The organism is Microbacterium sp. gxy059 (assembly GCF_050958665.1).
Classification (GTDB): domain Bacteria; phylum Actinomycetota; class Actinomycetes; order Actinomycetales; family Microbacteriaceae; genus Microbacterium.
This window is the reverse complement of the sequence record NZ_JAMXWT010000001.1, coordinates 123109-145093: the sequence shown is the minus strand read 5'-3', so window position 1 is coordinate 145093 and position 21985 is coordinate 123109. Positions and strand designations below refer to the sequence as shown.

The following is a 21985-nucleotide window of genomic DNA, read 5'->3' as shown; positions in this document are numbered from 1 at the left end:
CGGGTCGCAGAAACGCACCTTCCGGAGACCTGTCGGAGTGCGTTTCTGCGACCCGGGCCGCCCCGCCCTGATCTGGATCGGAGGAACGCGCCTCCGTGCGCGAGAGCGGGGCGGCTCCCGGAGGAGTCCGCCCCGCTCGTCAGGGGTGGGCGTCAGACCGCCGCGCGGCGACGCAGCCCGATCGTCACGAGGCCGGCCACCACGAGGCCCGCGCCCGTCAGGGCGAACATCCACGGCATCTCGCCGCCCGTGGGTGCGAGATCGTCCGCGTCGGATCCGCTCTCCCCGCCGTCGTCCGTCGCGCCCGACTCGGATCCGCCGGCGTCCTCAGACGCGCCGTCCGCGCCGGATCCGCCCTGGTCGTCCGCGGATCCCGCATCGTCCGAACCCGCGCCGTCCTCCGCGCCGGATCCGTCCTCTGCGCCGGACTCGCCCGCCTCGGCTCCGTCGTCGACGGCCCCGCCCTCGGACCCGGTCTCGCCCGCCTCGGCTCCGTCGGCGTCGCCGTTCTCGCCCGCTTCGGATTCGCCTGCGTCGTCCGCACCCGTCTCGGCCCCGTCCTCCGCGCCCGACTCGTCCTCGCCCGGCTCCTCCGGCGGCACGACGCCCGCGCCGTCGAGCGCGTAGAGCGTGGTCGTGCCCGACACCTCGTTGCCGACCGCGAGCATCGCCTCGCCCGTGGGCGACGCGGCGGCGGGGATGTAGTCGAGCCCCTCGGGCCCGAGGTCGCCGACCGAGTTCACGAGCGCCGCGAGCTCCTCGTCGCCCGCGCCCTGCTCCTCGAGCTCCTCGTAGGCGTCCGCGAGGCTCACGTCGAAGCTGCGGTTGTTGATGTACGACACGTAGGCGGGCGCGGCGGGATCCGTGATGTCGTACGTGATGACGCCCCCGACCCGCTCGAAGCCGATGAACGCGTAGGTGCGGCCGTCGACCTCGCCGATCGCGAGGTTCTCGGGCTCGACGCCCTTCGCGTCGCTGCGGCTCTCCGGCTCGTTGTCGTCGTGGCCCGCGTTGAACACGAGATCGGTCTCCTCGGACAGGCGGGCCGTGAGCTCCTCGAACTCGGCGCCCGAGTCGAACACCCGCTCGCCGTCCGCCGTGTAGATCGAGAACGACCGGCCGCCGAACGCGTACAGCTCGGCGTAGCAGCCGCGCGCCTCGTCGAAGCCCATCTCGGTGGTGACCTCGAGGCGGCCGAGCGCCGCGTCGTCCTCGTAGCCCGCGAGCTCCTCGCACAGCGGGCCGGATCCGTCCTCGGCGAGGTTCTTCACGCGCGCTGGCTCGACGTAGTCGCCCCACTCGCGGGCGTCTCCCTCGTTCGCGGTGACGAGGTACGTCTCGCCGTCCACGACGTACGAGGAGATCCCGTCGGGCATCGGCACGCCGTAGAGGCCCTCGTACGTGTCGATGCGGATCTCCGGGGCGTCCTCGGGGTCGCGGTCCGACGGATCCAGCGGCACCTCGCCGCGGTCGATGTACCCGAGGCCCCACACGTCGGTGACGGTCGCGGTGGCGAGGTCGACGACCGCGACGGCGTTGGCCTCCTGCAGCGCCGCGTACGCGGTGCCGCCCTGCACGGTGATGTACTCGGGCTCCCAGCTCGTCGACCGGGGGAGCTCCTCGTCGAGGATCGGGCCGAACGCGTCGCGCATGCCCTCCGGCAGCTCGACGTCCTCGAACGCGCGGAAGTCGGCGATCCGCACGTCGTCCTGCGTCGGCGCGGCGACGTCGCCCGGCAGCGAGACGACGCCGACGGATCCCTCGGGGTCCGACGAGAAGTCGTCCGCCGGCTCGCCCTCGTTGGCGACGACCGCGTACGAGCCGTCGGGCGAGACCGTGACCATGTCGGGCAGGGATCCGACCGTCACCTCGCCGAGCACGACCGGCTCGTCGGCGTCCGCATCGAAGAAGAGCAGCGATCCGGGCGCGGTCTTGTCGTCCGCGTCCTCGAGGGCCACGACGCCGAGGCCGTCGTCGCGGATGGCGACCGAGTTGGCGACGCCGTTGCCCGCGATGCGGAACAGCTCGGTCATCGCGGACGGGGCGCTCATGTCGATGACCGTGACGGATCCCGCCGCCGCGTTCACCTGGAAGAGGCGGTCGCCGTGCGCCTGCACGATCTCGGCGGCGCCGGCGTCGAACACGCCGGTCTCGAAGGTGCCGGCGACGGAGAGCTCGAACGGGGCGTCGTCGACGGCGTCGACGACGGGCGCGATCTCGCCCGGCTGGGCGGCGAGGGCGACAGCGGGCGAGAGCGCGAGGGCGCAGGCGGCGGCGCCGGCGGCGAGGGCTCGGGGAAGCATGCGGTGTCGAGGCATGCCCCCGGTCTAGAGGTCGAGGGTGGTCGGCGCGTGAACCGCAGGTGAACGCGCGGCATCCGGCGGTGCCGGCGGGCGGACCCGCGGGGCGGGGCGGGGTTCTCCGGCGACCCTCGCGGGGTGGGGCGCGCTTCTGCGACTCGGCGTGGGCCGCGGGAGGCTTCGGGTCGGGGAATGGCACGGCTTGCGGGGCCGGAGGAGTGCGTTTCTGCGACTCGGCGTGGGGCGGGATCCTTCGGGTCGGGGAATGGCACGGCTTGCGGGGCTGCTGGGGTGCGTTTCTGCGACCCGGCGGGGGTGGGAAGCACGGGGCGGTGGAGGGGTCGCCACGTGCTGTCGGGTGCGGGGTGGGTGGGCCGGTGTTTTCTGGCGCCCCTCGCGGGCGGGAAGCACGGGGCGGTGGATGGGTCGCCACGTTCTGCCGGGTGCGTTTCTGCGACCTGGCGTGGGGTGGGATCCTTCGAGTCGGTGAAACGCACGGCTTGCGGGGCCGGAGGAGTGCGCTTCTGCGACTCGGCTGGGTGGCGCGTTCGCCGAGTCTCGGAGACGCACGGCGCGCCGAGACGCCGGAGTGGCTTCGCGCGCCCGCGGACGAAGACGGCACGCTTCGGGCGCCGCCCTCGCGCGCGCTGGCCGGCGGTGGGAACCGGACCCGCGAGCGCACTCAGCTCCAGATCACGCGAACGTACGTTCCTCGCTCTGCGGAAGGTGCTTTCGCGTCATCTGGGCGGATCCGGGCGGCTTCCGGGGTGCGTTTCTGCGACTCGGCCGGGGCCGGGAGGCTTCGGGTCTGCGAAACGCACCGACCCGGCGCGGTCTCGCGTGCGCTCTCGCGACTCGGGCGGGGCCGGCGCGCCCCAGGTACGCGAAACGCACGCGCCTGACCGCAGACGGAAGCGGGGCGGCATCCCGGAGGATGCCGCCCCGCTCTCAGGGAGCCTGCGTCACACGGTGGTGCGGCGGCGCAGTCCGATCGTCACGAGACCGGCCGCGAGGAGGCCCGCGCCGATCAGCGCGAACAGGAGCGGCGACTCGCCGCCCGTGGGAGCGAGGTCGCCGTCCTCGGAGCCCTCGCCCGCGTCGGCACCCGGGTCGCCCGACTCGGCCGCGTCGTCGGCCGCGCCCTCGGCGCCGTCCTCGGTCGCCTCGCCCGCGTCCGCGCTCTCGGCTCCGTCGTCGGCGCTCTCGCCGGCGTCGTCGGTCGCCTCACCGGCGTCCTCCGAGCCCTCGCCGGCGTCGTCCGTCGACTCGCCCGCGTCGTCACCGGTCTCGCCGGCGTCCTCACCCGGCTCCTCGTCGTCCACGGCCACCGCGCGACCGAGAGGAGCGGGATCCACGACGTCGTGGGCGGCGAAGTAGTCGACCGTCGCCGCGAGGTCGATGAGACCCGTGTCGCGGTAGGGGCCGTTGTCGAACGCCGTGAACCCGTCGCCGCCCGCGGCGACGAAGACGTTCGTCGTGACGATGTAGGTCTCGTCGTCGGCGATCTCCTCGCCGTTCAGCGTGACCGACTGCACGTGCTCGCCCGCGGGGGCATCGTCCACGTACTCGTAGGCGAAGCCGTCCGAGATGCCGAGGTGCAGCTTCGGGCGGTCCTGGCCGGGCTGCCACTGCTGCTCGAGCATCTGGCGGATGTCGGCGCCGGTCAGCTCGCTCGTCGTGAGCGTGTTCGCGAAGGGCTGCACGGCGGCGGCCTCGGCGTAGGTCACGACGCCGTCGCCCTCGCCCTTGTCGCTCGACGCGTACCAGAGGTCCTCGCGCAGACCGCCGGGGTTGATGACCGCGAGGTCGGCGGGCTCACCGCCGTAGTTCGCGTACTCGGTCGTGGCCCACAGGTAGACGTCGGCGACGAGGTTGCCCATCGTCGACTCGGATCCGCGGTCGTCGCCGGGCGTCGCGCCCGCGCGCAGGATGTCGGCGCTGATCTCGCCGACCGGCACGTTGCCCTCGACCTCGGCGTACGCGACGGCGTCGTCGACGATCGCCTGCGTCGCCTCGTCGGACGGGTACAGGGCGGCCTCGTCTTCGACGAGCGGCACGAGGGATCCGCCGATCGAGACGAGCTCGTTCGTCTCGGCGTCGACGGAGACGTCGAGACGGCCGAGCGTCTTGCCGTAGTCGTTGGCCTGGATGACCGGGCGGCCCTCGATCTCGCACGGGTAGCCCTGGTGCGTGTGGCCGGAGACGATCGCGTCGATCGACGCGTCGGCGTCGCGCACGAGCGCGCCGAACTCCGTCTGCTCGTTCGCGAGGCGCGTGCAGGCCTCGACGTCGCTGACGTCGTCGACGCTGAACTCGGCGCCCGAGTGCGTGAGCAGCACGGTCACGTCGACCTGGTCGTCGATCTCCGCGGCGACGCGGTTGGCGGCCTCGACCTGGTCGCCGAAGTCGATCTCCTCGATGCCCGCCGGCGAGACGAGCGTGCGCGTGTCGGCCGTGATGGTGCCGATGAAGCCGACGCGCACGCCGTCGACCTCGCGGATCGCGTACTCGGCGAGCGCCGGATCCTCGGTGCCGCGGTGGTAGACGTTCGCGCCCAGGGCGAGCTCGGCGCCGGCCTCGGCGCTGTGCCCGTCGAACGAGGGGATGACGCGGTCGACGAGGTCGGCGAATCCCTTGTCGAACTCGTGGTTGCCGACCGCGCTGACGCTGAGGCCGCCCTTCGCGAGCGCCTCGATCGTCGGCTCGTCGTCCTGGATGAACGACGTGAACGTCGAGGCGCCGATGTTGTCGCCCGCCGAGACGAACAGCGTGTTCGGGTTCTCGGCCTCGAACGCCTTGACGGCGCCCACGACGCCCGCCGCGCCGGCGACGCCGCCGCGCAGATCCTGCTCCAGGCGGCCGTGGAAGTCGTTGATCGTGAGGATCTGGATGTCGGTCGTCTCGTCGTCTGCGGCCGCCGTGGCCGCCTGCGGGACGATGAGCAGCGCGCCGGCGGTCGCGAGAGCCGCGGTGACGCCGATGCTGCGGGAGAGTCGTGAGCGCATGCTTTCCTTCGTTTATAGGGGATCCTGCCCCTGAAGCGGGGCACCATATCGGTTCTACCGGGCGCGTGTGGCGAACGGAAGAGGGGCGCGTGAACGGAGTGTGAACCCGGATGCCGGGGCGACGGGGCCGCGGGGCGGAGGATCCGATCTGCGGTCTCGTCTGGGTGGTCGGCGCGGGCGACACGGACGCGGACTGTTCGCGTGTCCCCTGCCGAGCCTCGCCAGGGAACGTGCTTTCCGGGTGGGGTGAGGCGGCGTCGGGGTGCGTACGGCGGCCGACCGCGCGATCCGTGCCGTTCGCGGGTGACGAAGCGCTCGTCGGGCGGGTCAGGAGGGCGCTTCCGCACCCGCGGGTGCGCTCAGCGGCGTGCGTCGCGGGCGGCCCAGCCGTCGGCGAACGCCTCGTCGTATCCCTTGCGGAACATGTCGGCGGGGCCGGTACGGGGGATCCGCCTCGCTCCCGGCAGGTCGAGCGGGCCGACGAGGTCGGCGCGGCCGCGCACGATCGCGACCGGCAGGCCGGAGGCCTTGCCCTTGACGAGGTCGGCGGCCGAGCACAGCTCGTCGGCGACGCAGGGGAGCGTGACCGACAGCTCGCGGCCCTGCTGGTCGACGGATCCGCGCAGGTCCTCGAACACGCGCACGCCCGCGGCGCCGATCGCCTGGTCGACCTGGCCGTCGCGCCAGGCGCGTCCGAGGGTGTCGCTCAGCAGCACGCCGACCTCGACGCCGAAGCGGTCGCGCAGCGCGGAGGCGAGGGCGCGGGCGGAGGCGTCGGGATCCTCTGGCAGCAGCAGCACCGTGCCCTCGGGGGTGTTCGAGGCGTCGACGCCCGCGGCGGCCTGCACGATGCCGAGGCGGTTCTCGACGATGCGGGTCGTGTGGCCGGTCGGGGAGGTGCGGCTGGCGACGACGCGCACGGTCTCGGCCGTGATCGCGTCTTCGCGGTCGTCCGCGGCGACGATGCGGCCCTCGGCCTTCGAGACGACCTTGCTCGTGACGACGATCACGTCGCCCGCCGCGAGGCCCTCGTCCGAGGCGGCGATCGCGTCGCCGACGATCCGCGCGAGATCGTCGCCCGCGGAGATCTCTCCGATGCCGCGGGGCGCCCAGACCTGCAGCATGCTCAGCGCGAGAAGCGCACTTCGGTGAGCGTCTCGCCGAGGAACGGCTCGGTGCGCTCGGCGCCGTCGAAGGAGAAGCCGCGCTTCGTGTAGAACGCCTCTCCGCCGGGGTAGTTCTTCGCGATCCAGCCGTAGAGCGGCTCGCCCTCGTCGACGACCGCGTCGAACAGCCGTCGGCCGATGCCCTTGCGGTGCCACGAGTCGAGCAGGTACACGAAGTACAGTTCGCGGGCGGCGGGGGCGTCCTCGTCGCGGGCGGGACCGGATCCCGCGAAGCCCACGATCTCGCCGTCGACGAGCGCCGCCGCGTGGCGGTACTCCTCGCCGCGCGAGGCGTAGTTGCTCCACAGGTCGGCGAGGCGCTTCGGCGAGACCGCCTCGAGCGTCGCCGTGGAGATCATGCCGTCGTACGTCTCGTGCCACACGCGTGCGTGCACGCGCCCCATGGCCTCCGCGTCGGCGTCGCGGATCGGGCGGACGAGCACGTCGGGCAGGGTATCGGTGGTCATGGCGCCGAGCCTAGGCGGTCGGAGCGCGCGGTGCGAATCCGCGCGGATCCGGGCTGTCACGGGGATCCGAGGGGACGGTGCGCGCGGCCTCTTGCGCAGCGAGCGGTCCCGTCGGCGGGCGCGGCGCGGGGGCACGACGACGCCGATCCTCGGCCGCGGGGCCCGTTCTGGCGGCGCGTCGCGCGGATCGGCCGAGTCATGGCGTCGTCGTGCATCGGAAGGGGCCCGCTCACCCGGCGAGGCGCGCGGCCGCGCTCTGGAGCGCATCGACGACGTCGGGCACTACCCGGTCGGTGATGCGGGCCGCCGGGCCCGAGATCGACATCGCCGCGGGTGGGGCCTGGCCGGGGACGGCGACGGCGATGCAGCGCACGCCGACCTCCTGCTCGCTGTCGTCAGCGGCGAAGCCGCGTCGGCGGGACACGCGCAGGTCGGCGACGAGATCCTCCTCGGTCACGAGCGTCGAGTCGGTGAAGCGCGGCAGGCCGGTGCGCGCGACGAGATCGCGCACGCGCGGCTCCGGCATCGTCGAGAGCATCGCCTTGCCGACGCCGGCCGAGTGGGGCAGCACCCGCCGGCCGACCTCGGTGAACATCCGCATGCGGTGCCGCGACGCGACCTGGGCGACGTAGAGCACGAGGTCGCCGTCGAGCACCGCGAGGTTGGCGGTCTCGTGGAACAGCTCCTCCAGGTGCTGCAGCAGGGGCGCGGCGTCGACGGCGAGCGGGGGCGCCGCGTGTCGGCCCAGCCCGATGAGCCCGGGACCGAGGGCGTATCGCCGTCCCTCCGCCTGCTCGACGTAGCCGAGGCTCCGCATCGTGCGCAGCAGGCGGTGGGCCGTCGGCACGGCGAGCCCCGTCGCGGCGGCGAGCGACGCGAGGCTCGCGTCCCCGCCCTCTTCCGCGAGCGCCTCCAGCAGGGCGAAGGCGCGCTCGACGGACTGCACACCGGATCCCGATGATTCCATCATGTGAAACTCCTGCTCCGAATCGTGGAGAGGAGCCTAGCGTGGGGCGCGCTCGCCACGACTCCGGAGGATGACCATGTACCGCACCGTTCCCGTGATCACGTACGCGGCCGCCGCTCGCGCCGTCGCCCTCGCCGTCGAGATCGGCGAGCGCGACGGGGTCGCGACCGTCGCCGCGGTCGCCGACCCGTCGATGGCGCTCGTCGCCTTCGGCCGATCGGACGGCGCGACCCCGCACAGCGCCGAGACGAGCCGGCGCAAGGCCCAGACCGCGGCGTCGACGCGCAAGCGCACGGCGCAGATCCCCGAGGCGCTCGCCACCGCCCTGCCGCTCGGATCGGGCAACCAGCTGACGACGATCGACGGCGGCTTCCCGATCGCCGCCGACGGGCACCACATCGGCGGGCTCGGCGTCGCCGGCGGCACCCCCGCGCAGGACGCCGAGATCGCCGCCGAGGTGCTCGAGCGCCTCGCCGACACGACGGGGATCGACCGATGACCGCCTACGTGGCGCGGGCGGATCTGCGGGTCGCCGAGCCGATCGCCGCCTTCGCCGAGGAGACGCTGGCGACGGTCGGCCGCGATGCCGACGCCTTCTGGCAGGGCGTCAGCGGCATCGTCCACGACCTCGGCCCGCGGAACGCCGAGCTGCTGCGCGTCCGCGACGCGCTGCAGGAGCGGATCGACGCCTTCCACCGCGCCCGGAGCGGCCCGGTCGATCCGGCGGCGTACCGCGAGCTCCTCGCCGAGATCGGCTACCTCGCTCCGGATCCCGGAGAGGTGCGGGCGACGACCGAGAACGTGGATCCGGAGATCGCGACGACGGCCGGTCCGCAGCTCGTCGTGCCGCTGCTCAACGCGCGCTTCGCGCTCAACGCCGCGAACGCGCGGTGGGGATCCCTCTACGACGCCCTCTACGGCACCGACGCGATCCCGACCGGCGGCGACCTCGCGCCGGGAGACGCCTACAACCCGCGCCGCGGTGCGGAGGTGATCGCCTTCGGGCGTCGTCTGCTCGACGAGATCGCTCCGCTCGCGGAGGGATCGCACGCGGACGTGAGCGACTATCGCGTGGTCGACGGCGCGCTCGCCGCGGGAGGGGAGGCGCTCGCCGACCCCTCGGCGTTCGCCGGGTTCACGGGATCCCCGGACGCGCCCGCGACGATCCTGCTGCGACACGGCGGGCTGCACGCCGAGATCGTCATCGACCGCGACGGCGTCATCGGCCGCACCGATGCCGCGGGCGTCCAGGACATCGTGCTCGAGTCGGCGGTCACGACGATCATGGACCTCGAGGACTCCGTCGCGGCCGTCGACGCCGACGACAAGGCGCTCGGCTATCGCAACTGGCGCGGCCTGCTCGACGGCACGCTGTCGGAGGAGGTCGCCAAGGGCGGCCGCACGTTCACCCGCGTGCTCGCCGACGATCGCCGCTACGAGCGCGCCGACGGCGGCACGCTCACGCTGCCCGGGCGATCCACCCTGTTCGTGCGCAACGTCGGCCATCTCATGAAGACCGACGCCGTCCTCGACCGCGACGGCGCGGACGTGTTCGAGGGGATCCTCGACGCGATCATGACGGCGCTCGGCTTCCTGGCCGAGCGGCCGGGCGGCAACACGCGCACCGGGTCGATGTACATCGTGAAGCCGAAGATGCACGGCCCCGACGAGGTCGCCTTCGCGGTCGACCTGTTCTCGCGCGTCGAGCGGCTGCTCGGCCTCGACGAGCGCACCATCAAGGTCGGCATCATGGACGAGGAGCGCCGCACCTCCGCGAACCTCGCCGCCTGCATCGCGGCGGCCTCCGACCGGGTCGTCTTCATCAACACGGGTTTCCTCGATCGCACGGGCGACGAGATCCACACCTCCCGCCTCGCCGGGCCGTTCGCGCCGAAGGCCGTCATCAAGGCGGATGCGTTCATGCGCGCCTACGAGCAGCGCAACGTCGCGATCGGCGTCGCCGCGGGGCTCGACGGACGCGCGCAGATCGGCAAGGGCATGTGGGCGATGCCCGACCTCATGCACGACATGATCGAGCAGAAGATCGCGCACCCGCGCTCCGGCGCCTCGACCGCGTGGGTGCCGTCGCCGACCGCCGCGACGCTGCACGCGCTGCACTATCACCGGGTGGATCCGTTCGCCGAGCGCGGCGGGCTGCCTCCCTTCGACCCGGGGAGCCTCGACGAGCTGCTGACGATCCCGCTGGCCGAGCCCGGGTCGCTGAGCCCCGAGGTGGTCGCGACGGAGCTCGACGACAGCGTGCAGTCGATCCTCGGATACGTCGTGCGGTGGATCGACCAGGGCATCGGCTGCTCGAAGGTGCCGGACATCCACGGGGTCGCGCTCATGGAGGACCGGGCGACGCTGCGCATCTCGAGCCAGCTGCTCGCGAACTGGCTCGAGCACGGCGTCATCACCCTCGAGCAGGTGGACGCCTCCCTGCGCCGCCTCGCCGCGGTCGTCGACGAGCAGAACGCCGGCGACGGGTCCTACCGGCCGCTCGCGTTCGCGGACGGATCCGAGCCCGGCATCGCCTACGCGGCGGCCCGCCGCCTGATCCTCGAGGGCGGCGCGCAGCCGAACGGCTACACCGAGCCGATCCTGCACGCGCTCCGTCGGGAGGCGAAGGCGCGCGGCTGAGGGGCGCGGACGCGGGCTGCCACGGGGATCCGCGGACGCCGGATCCGGTCGGCTGTCGGAGGCGCGTGTCAGAATGATCTCGGCGTGCTCGACCGCAGGCGTTAGGTCGCTCCGGCGGGCCCCAGGACAGCGTCCGCCGCCCGTTTCACGACGAGGAGCGTCTCATGTCCCCGCTCACCCCCGCGCGCACGCGGCAGTCCCGCCGCTATCTCATGTGCCGCCCCGAGCACTTCACGGTCTCCTACTCCATCAATCCGTGGATGGAGCCCGCGAAGCCCACCGACACCGCGCTGGCGGTGCGCCAGTGGCAGAGCCTGTACGAGGCGTACATCGCGCTCGGCCACGAGATCGAGCTGATCGACCCGCAGCCGGGCCTGCCCGACATGGTCTACACGGCCAACGGCGGCTTCGTCATCGATGGCGTCGCCTACGTGCCGCGGTTCCGCTACGCGGAGCGCCAGGGCGAGGAGCAGCACTTCTCCCGCTGGTTCCGCGAGAACGGATTCCGCGTCGTCGAGCCCGAGCACACGAACGAGGGCGAGGGCGACTTCCTCCTCGCCGGCGACGTGATCCTCGCCGGCCGCGGCTTCCGCTCGGCCGACGACAGCCACCGCGAGATCGCGCGCGTCTTCGATCGCGAGGTCGTGTCGCTGACCCTCGTGGATCCCCGGTTCTACCACCTCGACACGGCCCTGAGCGTGCTGGATCCCGTCGTCGCCCCTGGCGAGACGCCCACCATCGCGTACCTCCCGGGCGCGTTCGACGACGCCAGCCGCGCCGAGCTCGAGCGGCGCTTCCCCGACGCGATCCGCGTCGCCGACGCCGACGGCGCCGTCTTCGGCCTCAACTCGGCCTCCGACGGCGAGAACGTGTTCATCTCGCCGCGCGCCACCGGGTTCGAGGCCCAGCTGCGCGAGCGCGGCTACACGCCGCAGCTCGTCGACCTGTCCGAGCTGCTGCTGGGCGGCGGCGGCATCAAGTGCTGCACCCTCGAGCTGCGAGGAGGAGAGCGATGACCGACCAGACCACCCCCGAGCCCCACGTCGCGCGCAACTACGCGCCGCTCGACATCACGATCGCCACGGCCGACGGCGCCTGGGTGTCCGACGAGGAGGGGCGCCGCTACCTCGACATGCTCGCCGGCTACTCGGCGCTGAACTTCGGGCACCGCAACCCCGAGCTCGTGCGCGCCGCGGTGGATCAGCTGGGCCGTGTGACCCTCACGAGCCGCGCGTTCCGCAGTGACCGCCTCGAGCCGTTCGCGGCCGCGCTCGCCGAGCTGTGCGGCAAGCAGATGGTGCTGCCGATGAACACGGGCGCCGAGGCCGTCGAGTCGGGCATCAAGGTGGCGCGCGCCTGGGGCTACCGCGTGAAGGGCATCGCCGACGCGCGCGCGAAGATCGTCGTCGCCCACGGCAACTTCCACGGGCGCACGACGACGATCGTGAGCTTCAGCGACGACCCCGACGCGCGAGAGGGATTCGGCCCGTTCGCGCCCGGCTTCGTCTCGGTGCCGTTCGGCGACGCCGACGCGATCGCGGAGGCGATCGACGACGACACAGCCGCCGTGCTCATCGAGCCGATCCAGGGCGAGGCGGGCGTCATCATCCCGCCCGAGGGATACCTGCGGCGCGTGCGCGAGATCACGCGCGAGCGCGGCGTGCTCATGATCGCCGACGAGATCCAGTCGGGCCTCGGCCGCGTGGGCCGCACGTTCGCGTGCGACCGCGAGGGCGTCGTCCCCGACATGTACCTGCTCGGCAAGGCGCTCGGCGGCGGCATCGTCCCGGTGTCGGCGGTCGTCGCCGACGAGGACGTGCTGGGTGTGCTGCGTCCCGGCGAGCACGGATCCACGTTCGGCGGCAACCCGCTCGCCGCCGCGGTGGGCCACGCGGTCGTCGACCTGCTCGCGACGGGCGAGTGGCAGGAGCGGGCCGCCCTGCTGGGCGGCCACCTCGCGCAGAAGCTCGACGGCCTCGTCGGCCACGGTGTCACGGCCGTGCGCGTCGCGGGGCTCTGGGCGGGCATCGACGTCGACCCGGAGGCGGGCACGGGCCGCGAGGTCACGGAGCGCCTGCGCGCCCTCGGGGTGCTCGCGAAGGACACCCACGGGCAGACGATCCGCTTCGCCCCGCCGCTCACGATCCGCGCGACGGAGATCGACTGGGCCATCGAGCAGCTGGAGCGCGCGCTCTCCGCGCACTGACCGGCACCCCGCGTGCGCCCCGTCGCGAGAGCGGCGGGGCGCACGCGTCCCTTCCGTGGACGGGTCCGCTGGCGGCGCCTCCGCGCCCCCGTAGGGTGACCGCATGACGGGAATCGTGTGGTGGGAGAGCGAGACGCCGGATCCGGCGCGCTTCCAGCGGTTCCATGCGGCGTTCTCGAGCTGGTCCTTCACGGCGGCATTCGCGGATACGGCTCTGGGAGCGGACTACTGGGTCATCCGGAGCGACGGGCAGGATGTCGGTGGTCTGCAGCGGTCGGATCATGCCGCGGCACCGCCGTCGGGGGCGCCTGTATCTCGCGACCTCGGATCTCGAGGCGTCATGAGAACGCGTCGTCGCGCTCGGCGGCGTGGTGGAGCGGCACCGTGTCGCCCTCGGCGGCGACGACCGCTGGTTCGCGGTGTTCCGGGATCCGACCGGCGTCTCGTTCGGGCTGTGGAGCCCGAACCCGGAGCGCGGGTAAGGGCATGTCTCGCGTTCGGCGGGTGCGGGGCGCTCTTTCCCGCGCTGAGTGAGACATGCCTCGCCGCGCGCCCGGTGCATGTCTCGCGTTCGGCGGGTATCGGATCCCGTTTCCCGCGGTTCGTGAGACATGGTCCGTCGAATCAGAGTCTCGGGGGTGTGACTCCGGTGACGTCGATCGATTTCGGCCGTCGCGTGCACCGCATCGGTCCGGCAGGCCGCCCTCGCGGAAATGAGGGTACCCTTACTGCGATAGATCGGGATCCGCGGGGAGCGCCGCACATCCCGAGCCTCCCGGCCGCGTTCGCGTCGGGCGAGGTACGGCGCGCTCGAGGCCGCCGAGGATCGCTCAGGAGACGGGAGGGCCGGGCACGCCTGGTCGCACCCCTCAGAGATGTGCAAGGAGAATGCATGCCACGCCCCATCCCCAGCGTCTTCGAGGCCGAGGTCGTCGCGATCGAGGATCTCAGCCCGACCTTCCGCCGCATCGTGCTGGGCGGGGAGGGGATGCGGGACTTCGGTCTGCACGAGCACCCGCTGGATCGGCGGTTCAAGCTGATCATCCCGCCGCGGGGCGGCGACCCGCTGTTCGACCTTCCCGCGTTCTTCGCCGAGCAGGCGGAGGCGGGGGTGTCCTGGTATCAGGCCTGGCTGCAGGTCGACGAGGACGTCCGCGGATCGATGCGCACCTACACGGTCCGCGACTGGCGCGACGCCGAGCGCGAGCTCGTCGTGGACATGGTCCTGCACGTCGAGGAGGACGGCACGAGCGGCCCCGCCGCGCAGTGGGCTGTGAACGCGCGCATCGGGAGCAGGCTGCACGTCGTCGGTCCCTCCCGCCTCGGGGAACCGAACAGGTCCGGCATCGAGTTCGGCCACGGGAACGCGCGCGAGCTGCTGCTCGTGGGCGACGAGACCGCCGTCCCGGCGATCGCGTCGATCCTCGACCACCTGGCGGAGGCGGATCCGTCCCGCTCCGACGGCGGAGTTCGCGGGCGGGCCGTCATGGAGGTCCCCTCCGCGGCGGACGAGCTCGACCTCGTCGCGCCCGCGGGCATCGAGGTGGTCTGGCTGCCGCGCGGGGAGAAGGGGGTCGGGGAGCTGCTGGCCCCCGCGGTCCGCGACGCCGTGCGCGCCGAGCGGGATGCGCTGGGCGGCGCGGTCGTCGGCGCCGGGCAGGAGTACGAGGAGATCGACGTCGACTCCCGGATCCTCTGGGACGTTCCGCAGGCGCTGACGCAGTCCGCCCAGGGCAGCGGGGCCGAGGTGGGGCAGGAGGACCGCCCCTTCTACGCCTGGATCGCCGGCGAGGCGGGTGTCGTCAAGGAGCTGCGGCGCTACCTCGTGCGCGAGGTCGGGGTGGATCGCACGCAGGTGGCCTTCATGGGGTACTGGCGGATCGGCAAGGCCGAGGGCTGACGTGGGTTCCGGCATCGCGGCCGACCCCGCGCGGCTCGGCCGGGGGCCGCTGACCCGCTGGCTGCCCGTCCTCGGCCAGGGCCCCGCCGAACCCCCGGCGGCGAAGCCGTGCCGCGTCGACGAGCGGACCACGCCGGCCCGGTTCCTGCTGCGGGTGATCCTCTCGGAGTGGCCGCTGGTCGTTCCCGCCGCGGCCCTCGGGATCGGGTGGCAGGTGGGCGAGGCGCTGGTGCCCGTGGTGATGGGCGTCGCGATCGACCGTGCCCTGGCCACCGGCGACGCGGCGCAGCTCGCCCTGTGGCTGGCCGCGCTCGCGGGCGTGTTCCTGATGCTGTCGCTGTCGTACCGGTTCGCCTCGCGGCTGATGACGCTCGCGACGGAGCTCGTGCAGCACCGGCTGCGCGCGAGCCTCTCCCTGGCCGCGCTGCACGTCGACGGCCCGGGGGGCGCGCGGCCGACGGGCAGCGTCGTCTCTCTCATGACCGACGACGTGAGGCGGACCGCGGCGGTGGGGCTCGCGGTCTTCCCCGTCGCCGAGGTCGCGGACGCCGCACCTCAGATCATCCCCGCCTTCACGACCGTCCTGTTCGCCATCGTCGTGACCCTCGCCGGCGTGACCGCCTTGGATCCCTGGTACGGGCTCGCTCTGGCGATCCTCATCCCCCTCTACGCCGTCACCCTGCGCTGGTACCTGGGCACGGGGCCCCGCGTCTACCGCGCCGAGCGCGCCGCGATGAGCGGACGGGCGCAGCAGCTCGTCGAGTCGCAGCGCGGGTACGCGACCGTCATCGGCCTCGACCTCGCCCCGCGCCGCCACCGCCGCGTACTCGACGCCTCGTGGCGGGTCGTGCCCCATTCGATGCGGGCGAACACGGTGCAGAACATGTTCGGCGGCCGTCTCAACCTCGCGGAGTGCGTCGGGATGGCGGGGATCCTCGTCGCCGGCTTCTGGCTGATCGGCGGCGGCCACTCGACCGTCGGCGCCGCGACGACCGCGATGCTGCTGTTCCTGCGCCTCTTCGGGCCGATCGGCCAGCTGATGCAGGTGTTCGACGTCATCCAGTCGGTGCTCGCCTCGCTGAGCCGCATGGTCGGCGTCATCGTGATGCCCGCGGTGCCTCCCGCCGTGACGGAGCGCCCGGAGGATCCCGCGCTCGCGGTGCACGTCGAGTCGGTGACGCACCGCTACGACGGCGCCGATCAGCTGGCTCTCGACAACGTGTCGTTCGCAGTGGAGCGCGGAGAGAGGGTCGCCGTCGTCGGCGCCAGCGGCGCCGGCAAGACGACCCTCGCGGGCGTCGTCGCCGGCATCCAGCGCCCCGAGAGCGGCGCGGTGGCGGGGCCGGAGCGCATCGCCGTGATCACGCAGGAGTCCCACGTCTTCGCCGGAACGCTGCGCGACAACCTCACCCTCGCCGCTCCCGACGCGAGCGACGACGAGGTGCACGACGCGCTGGCGCAGACGGGAGCGGGAGCCCTCGTCGAGATGCTGCCCGACGGCCTCGACACCGATCTGGGCATCGGCAGGCACGAGCTGACCGCCGCGCAGGCGCAGCAGGTCGCGCTGGCGCGGATCGTGCTCTCGGGCCCCGACCTGGCGATCCTCGACGAGGCCACGGCCGAGGCCGGGTCGACGCACGCCGGCCTGCTCGACCGGGCGGCCGACGCCGCGCTCGCGGGGCGCACGGGGATCGTCATCGCGCACCGCCTGTCGCAGGCGCGGGAGTGCGACAGGGTCGTCGTGATGGACGGCGGCAGGATCCTCGAGGAGGGCGCGCACGACGAGCTGGTCGCCTCGGGCGGCACCTATGCCCGGCTCTCGCGCGCCTGGGAGGCGGGCTCGCGGGAGTGAGCCGCCCCGGTCGGGGGACCGGGAAGGCGCGGCACCGGCGTCCCTACAGGTGCAGCCGCTTCGCCAGCTCGTGGCGCACGTCGCGGATCCGCGCCAGCTGCACCCCGAGCGCGACGAGGCCGAGCGCCGCGCAGAGCACCGAGGGCAGCGGATCCGTCACCCACCCGAGCAGCGCGAACAGCAGGGGGACGACCGCCAGCAGCGCGGTGAGGAGGCTGTAGACGATGTGGTCGCCGACGTCGATGCGCAGCACGCGCACGACGATGAGGGTCGCGATGATCGACGTCGCGCAGGCGATCGGCACCGCGTAGTCGAGCGCCCAGCCGTGCCACCCCGTGAGGTAGTCGCCGTACACGCAGACGAGGCCGACGAGCACCACGAGGTACAGGTTGCCCTTCGCCGCGTTGCGGCGCTTGCGCACCGCCATCAGCACCACGAGCCACAGCGCCGTGACGCCGAGCCACACGGAGCGCAGCGCCACGAGCGCCGTCTCGCTCGGCTGCAGCAGCAGCTGCGCGAGGAACGACGCCGCGATCACGGCGAGCGACACGAGGAACAGGATCCGCAGCACGCGCCGGCGCGAGAACGACAGGGGCACGGCGGGCAGGGGATCGGGAGACGGATCCCCCGCCGCGGCGGACCCGCACAGCGGGCAGCGCGACCAGGACCCCTCGATGCCGACCGCGCAGTCGGGGCAGCGCCTCATGACAGGGCCTCCTCGATCTCCTCCTCCGTCACGCGCGCGGCGGCGACGTCGACCTCGACGCCGCGCGCCGTGAGCAGCCGCGCGAACTCGCGCACGTGATCCGTCTCGACGAACGGCGACGTGAAGCTCACCGTGAGCTTCCCGGCGTGCGACATGGCGCAGAACTGCGGCCGCACGGCCGAGACGTGGAACATCATGCGCCCCACGTGCGGGTCGACCGACTCCGGCAGCGTCACCCGGCCGAGGTTCGAGACCGCGACGGTGAGGCCCCGGTTGCTCGCGAGATTGAACCAGCCGAGGAAGAGGTCCTTCAGGGGGCGCGGCACGATGCGCAGCGCGATCATCCGCTCGAACCGGATGAACCGGCGCAGCTTCCGCTCGAGCGACTCGGGCGTCGCCTGCGGACGGAACTGCGCGTCGAGGCTGCGGCAGATGGCGCCGAGATCGTCGTCGCCCTGGCCGTAGGTGTGCTCGACGCGCACCGTCGCGAAGAAGTTGCGCGCGGAGGTCGAGGGGAAGAACTGCCGCAGGTTCACGGGGACCGACGCGGCGAGCGTGCGCTGGCGACCGAGCCCGCCGGACGACAGGCGGATCGATTCGAAGAACAGCGCCGTGAGGTACATCGTGAGCGTCACGCCCTCCTCGCGCGCGAGCGCGAGAGCGTCCGCGGCGGGCATCGTCAGCTCGATCGCGCGCGTGCGATGGTCGGGCGTGCGGGTGCCCCGCACCCGGTGCGCCTTCGCGGTCGAGGCGCCCACGAGCCGCGCGAGACCCCGGGGAGCGTCGGGCGCGGGATCCCCGCCCCCCGCGAGGGGCGAGGCGGGCGGGTCCGGGTGCGGCCCGGGATCCGCCCGCGGTCGGCTGCGACGGCGCCGGAAGTAGTGCGCGAAGCTGTCGCCGGTGAGGGCGTTGCCGGGATCCGCCTCGGCGATCTCCCGCTCGTGGGCGGGCCGCCTGGCCTCCGGCTGACCGGGATCGAAGGGCGCCACGACGGCCCCCGTGAGGTCGTCGACCGGCTCGGATCCGTCGGATTCCCGCAGGCGCACGTAGGCCGTGACGAGGTCGGTGAGGAACCACAGGGCGCCGGTGCCGTCGGAGAGCGCGTGGAAGATCTCGAGCACGATGCGGCGCCGGTGGTGCAGCACGCGGAACAGGAGGGTGCGGCGGTCGGCCTGGTAGATCGGGGCGCACGTGTGCTGCCGCTCCGGCTCGACGCGCGGGCGCAGATCGCTCTCCTGCAGGTAGTACCAGAACACCCCCCGGCGCAGCACCGCGTGATAGAGCGGGTAGGCGTCGTAGGTCCTGTCGAGCGCGCGCTGCAGCAGGGCGGGGTCGACGTCGTGATCCATCTCGGCGCTGACGCGGAACACCTTCGGATCCACGTCGCTGCGGGCGGCGAGGAAGATGTTCGACGCGTTGTCGAGCCGCACCCACGCCGGCCGGGTCATGCGGCCTCCCCTGCGGGGTCGGTGGCGTCGAGGAACGCGTCGATCACCTCGTAGGCCTCGCGGAGGGGCCGGGCGAAGCGCGGCAGCGAGATGAATCCGTGCAGGGCGCCGTCCACGCGGTGCACCGTCACGTCGACCCCGGCCTCCTCGAGAGCGCGACCGTAAGCCTCGCCCTCGTCGCACAGCAGGTCGAGCTCGGCGGAGATGAGCAGGGTCGTCGGCTGGCCCGCGAGATCCGTCGCCGCCAGCGGCGAGACGAGCGGATCCCTCCGCTTCTCCGAATCCGGCACGTACAGCTCCATGTAGTCCTGCACCTCGGTGTTCCTCAGCCGATACTCGTCGCCCTGCGTGCGGACCGAGGCGAACGGGGAGGTCGCGGGGTCGTGATCCCAGTGGGTGACGGGATAGAGGAGGATCTGGCGCCGCGGCAGCGCGTGCCCCTCCGCGGCGAGCCGCAGCGAGACCGCGGCGGCGAGGTTGCCGCCCGCCGAATCGCCGACGAGCACGATCCGGTCGACGCTGTCGACCTCCGCGAGCTGCGGATCCTCGAGCACGAGCCGCGCCACGCGCGTGCAGTCGTCGAGCCCCGCGGGGAACGGGTGCTCGGGCGCGAGGCGGTAGTCGACGGACGCGACGACGCAGCCGGTGAGGTCGGCCATCGCCGCGCAGGCGGGCGTGTAGCTCTCGATGTCGCCGGTGACCCAGCCGCCGCCGTGGAAGAAGACCAGCACGTCGTCGCGTCGCTGCTCGCGCGGCTGGAACACCCGCACGGGGATCCGGTGCGATCCGTCCTCCGACACGATCTCCCGGTCGAACGCCCGGTACCGGGGCGTGGGGCGGGCCGCGAGCTGCCGCTGCAGGCGCCGCACGCGCTCGTAGTCCTCGCGCATGTTGACGTTCGGCGCGGCGAACAGCCCCAGCACGGCCCGCACCAGGCGGTTCACCGGCTTCCGTCGACCTCGCCCACCGTCCATGCCCCGAGCCTATGGCGTGCGCGGGGATCCGGCGGGCGTGTCGGCGGACGGGATGCGGGGCGCGGAGGGTGCCGTCCAGGGAGGGGAAGCGGATCCATCGGGCGTGATCCTCGGTGCGCTTCTGCGATGCGGATCCCGCTGCGCGGCGTCTCGGATCCGGGCGCGGTCCCGCTCGCACCCTGCACGGTGATGCGCGCCTGTGCGGGCGGCGCTTCTCGGTCGCTCGGCGAGTGAGCTGGCTCGCCCGCCAGACCCGAGCCAGCGCCCGGATCCGAGACACCGCTCCGCTCCCCGGGCGGGTGCGTTTCTGCGACTCGGGCGGGGCGGGCGTCGCCTGGGGGCGGGAAATGGCTCGATCCGGGGTGGGTTCGGGTGCGTTTCTGCGATCCGGGCGGGATTTGGCGTCCGGGTATGCGAGGTGGCTCTTCGGCGGGGCGGCGAGGGTGCGTTTCTGCGACCTGGTCGCGGAGGGCATCGCTCGGGGAGGGGAAGCGGCTCGATTCGGTGTGATCCTCGATGTGCTTCTGCGGCTCGGGTGGGGCGGGCGTCGCCGGGGGATGAGAAACGGATCCATCTGGTGCGGGTTCGGGTGTGTTTCTGCGACTTGAACGGGCTGCGGCGCCCGAGTATGCGAAACGGCTCTTCCGCGGGGCGGCGAGGGGCGGTTCTGCGACTCGGGTGGGCGTGTTCTTCCGGGTGCGGGAGATGGATCCGAGCGGGTGAGCAGTCGTCTCGGGCGGGCGACGTGCGCGTGGTCTCCGGTGCGTTTCCGCGACCTGGGGGTGCGGGGCGTCTGGCGCGGCCCCCGGGCGTCTCGGAATGCGCCGGGAGACTGCGGGATCGGTGGTGTCGGTGAGATGTTCGCGTGATTTCGAGATGCTCGGGGATGTGCCGCGGAGCCGTGTGGCGGGTGCGTTTCTGCGACCCGGGGCGGGGCGGGTCTTCTTCGGGCGCGGGAAGAGGATCCATCCGGTGCGGTCTCGGATGCGTTTCTGAGACCCGGGTGGGGCGCGCGGGGTGCGTCTCCGCGATCTGGGTGGGCGGCGCGGGCCGCTACTCTCGTCGTCAGACCCGAAGACGAGGAGCACTCATGGGCACGAACGATTCCGCGACGCTCGTCGTGGTCGGCGACGCACTGATCGACGAGATCCGCGATGACGCGGGCACGCGGGAGTTCGTGGGAGGCGCCGCGCTGAACGTGGCGGTCGGCCTGTCCCGGCTGGGGCACGAGACGACGCTGATCGCGATGGTCGGCGACGACGAGGCGGGGGAGCGGATCCGCGCGCACCTCGCCGAGCACGGCGTGCGCCTGCTCGCCTCGTCCGCCCCGCACGGCACCGCCCGCGCCGTGAGCACCCGGGTGGACGGCGAGCCGCAGTACGAGTTCAACCGCGCGGCGCGGGAGCGCCTCATCGCCTTCGACGACGAGGCGCTGCGCGCCGTGGAGGAGGCCGACCTCGTCGCCGTGAGCTGCGTGGCCTTCGACCGTGCCGCGCAGGTCGACGAGTTCGCCAGGGCCTTCGCGGGCGTGCGCCTCGCGGTGGACCCGAACCCCCGCTCGGGGATGATGAGCGACCGCGCGGCGTTCGTCGAGGGATTCGCGCGCTTCACGGCGGGCGCCGATCTGGTGAAGGTCGGCGACGACGACGCGGAGCTGCTCGAGCAGGGATCCCTCGACGCGTTCGCCGCGGCCCTCGCCGCGCAGGGGGTGCGCGCGGTCGCCGCGACCCGCGGCGCGGACGGCGCGTCGCTGCTCGCGGCCGGCGGATCCGTGGATCGCCCCATCGCCGACCTCCCCGGCCCCGTGATCGACACGATGGGGGCGGGCGACGCCGTCTTCGCCGCGCTCATCGCGGCCCTCGTCGAGCGGGACGAGCCCGACTGGGAGACTGCGGTCGAGCGCGCCCTCGCGATCGCCGCCGCGACGGTGCGCCGAGAGGGAGCGCTGCTCCAGCTGCCGTGACGGGTGGGGCCGGCCTCCACCTCGAGTGACCACGAAACCCGCGAGTGACCACGAAATATCTTGGTCACTCGCGGTTTTCGTGGTCACTCGCCGGTGCGGCGGGCAGGCATCCCGCATCCGCGCCCGTGACCCCTGATCCGCGCAGCCGGCCCGCGAGCCTCCCGGCCCTGCGATCCTGCCGAGCGGGCGCGCCGGGATCCCGCAGCTGATGCCGATCGTCGTCGGGGTGAGAGGGCTCGCGACATCGTCCTCCCCGCAGGGATCTCCGCCTCGTTCCGGGGCCGGCCGTCGTCCTCGCACTGCGTCGGTTTCCCGCACGGGCCCGCCGCCCTGGCTGCCCCGAGCCGCGTCCTCGACATGCGACCTCCGGTCCCGAGGCCGTCTTCTGCCG

General features: G+C 73.2%; 15 protein-coding genes. 7 read left to right on the top strand and 8 right to left on the bottom strand.

What is annotated here, in order from left to right:
* Positions 1-152 precede the first annotated feature (152 nt).
* The 5 genes from NHL53_RS00555 to NHL53_RS00535 all read right to left on the bottom strand — a co-directional run bounded on the left by NHL53_RS00555 (position 153) and on the right by NHL53_RS00535 (position 7908).
* Positions 153-2318, bottom strand: a complete 2166-nt coding sequence (locus NHL53_RS00555) for a choice-of-anchor I family protein (protein WP_433774072.1) — start codon at positions 2316-2318, stop codon at positions 153-155.
* Between the two features lie 944 nt (positions 2319-3262).
* Positions 3263-5305, bottom strand: a complete 2043-nt coding sequence (locus tag NHL53_RS00550; protein WP_433774070.1) for a 5'-nucleotidase C-terminal domain-containing protein — start codon at positions 5303-5305, stop codon at positions 3263-3265.
* 359 nt (positions 5306-5664) lie between these two features.
* Entirely contained in the window at positions 5665-6429 is a 765-nt protein-coding gene (gene cofE / locus NHL53_RS00545; protein WP_433774068.1) for a coenzyme F420-0:L-glutamate ligase, read from the bottom strand.
* 2 nt (positions 6430-6431) lie between these two features.
* Positions 6432-6938, bottom strand: a complete 507-nt coding sequence (locus NHL53_RS00540; RefSeq protein WP_433774066.1) for an N-acetyltransferase family protein — start codon at positions 6936-6938, stop codon at positions 6432-6434.
* Positions 6939-7167: 229 nt separating this feature from the next.
* Positions 7168-7908, bottom strand: coding sequence for an IclR family transcriptional regulator (locus tag NHL53_RS00535; protein ID WP_433774064.1), 741 nt, complete (start codon positions 7906-7908; stop codon positions 7168-7170).
* Between the two features lie 67 nt (positions 7909-7975).
* On the opposite strand from NHL53_RS00535, the gene NHL53_RS00530 reads away from it, so the two are divergent.
* From NHL53_RS00530 to NHL53_RS00505, 6 genes are all read left to right on the top strand, one after another.
* A complete protein-coding gene (locus NHL53_RS00530) occupies positions 7976-8404 on the top strand; it encodes a GlcG/HbpS family heme-binding protein (protein WP_433774062.1) in 429 nt (142 codons plus the stop codon).
* Positions 8401-10545 (top strand): malate synthase G, encoded by a 2145-nt coding sequence (locus NHL53_RS00525; protein WP_433774060.1) that lies wholly within the window; start codon positions 8401-8403, stop codon positions 10543-10545. Before NHL53_RS00530 ends, NHL53_RS00525 begins: the two co-directional genes overlap by 4 nt.
* Positions 10546-10709: 164 nt before the next feature.
* Positions 10710-11561 (top strand): dimethylargininase, encoded by an 852-nt coding sequence (gene ddaH, locus NHL53_RS00520; RefSeq protein WP_433774058.1) that lies wholly within the window; start codon positions 10710-10712, stop codon positions 11559-11561.
* Positions 11558-12751 carry an ornithine--oxo-acid transaminase gene (rocD, locus tag NHL53_RS00515; protein WP_433774056.1) on the top strand — a complete coding sequence of 398 codons (1194 nt, stop codon included), beginning with the start codon at positions 11558-11560 and terminating at the stop codon, positions 12749-12751. The genes ddaH and rocD overlap by 4 nt, the downstream gene beginning before the upstream one ends.
* A gap of 892 nt (positions 12752-13643) precedes the next feature.
* A complete protein-coding gene (locus NHL53_RS00510) occupies positions 13644-14651 on the top strand; it encodes a siderophore-interacting protein (RefSeq protein ID WP_433774054.1) in 1008 nt (335 codons plus the stop codon).
* 1 nt (position 14652) lies between these two features.
* Positions 14653-16503 (top strand): ABC transporter ATP-binding protein, encoded by a 1851-nt coding sequence (locus NHL53_RS00505; RefSeq protein WP_433774052.1) that lies wholly within the window; start codon positions 14653-14655, stop codon positions 16501-16503.
* Between the two features lie 43 nt (positions 16504-16546).
* Here the strand turns inward: NHL53_RS00505 and NHL53_RS00500 are convergent, their stop codons facing one another.
* From NHL53_RS00500 to NHL53_RS00490, 3 genes are read right to left on the bottom strand one after another with little or no spacing between them, the layout of a single operon-like run.
* Positions 16547-17209 (bottom strand): DUF6320 domain-containing protein, encoded by a 663-nt coding sequence (locus NHL53_RS00500; protein WP_433774050.1) that lies wholly within the window; start codon positions 17207-17209, stop codon positions 16547-16549.
* Positions 17206-18657, bottom strand: coding sequence for an alcohol acetyltransferase (locus tag NHL53_RS00495; RefSeq protein ID WP_433774048.1), 1452 nt, complete (start codon positions 18655-18657; stop codon positions 17206-17208). Before NHL53_RS00495 ends, NHL53_RS00500 begins: the two co-directional genes overlap by 4 nt.
* Positions 18654-19631: an alpha/beta hydrolase gene (locus NHL53_RS00490; RefSeq protein WP_433774046.1), complete on the bottom strand. Its 978-nt coding sequence runs from the start codon at positions 19629-19631 to the stop codon at positions 18654-18656. The genes NHL53_RS00495 and NHL53_RS00490 overlap by 4 nt, the downstream gene beginning before the upstream one ends.
* Before the next feature lie 1090 nt (positions 19632-20721).
* Between NHL53_RS00490 and NHL53_RS00485 the strand changes: the two genes are divergently transcribed.
* A complete protein-coding gene (locus NHL53_RS00485) occupies positions 20722-21594 on the top strand; it encodes a PfkB family carbohydrate kinase (protein WP_433774044.1) in 873 nt (290 codons plus the stop codon).
* The last annotated feature ends 391 nt before the right edge of the window (positions 21595-21985 follow it).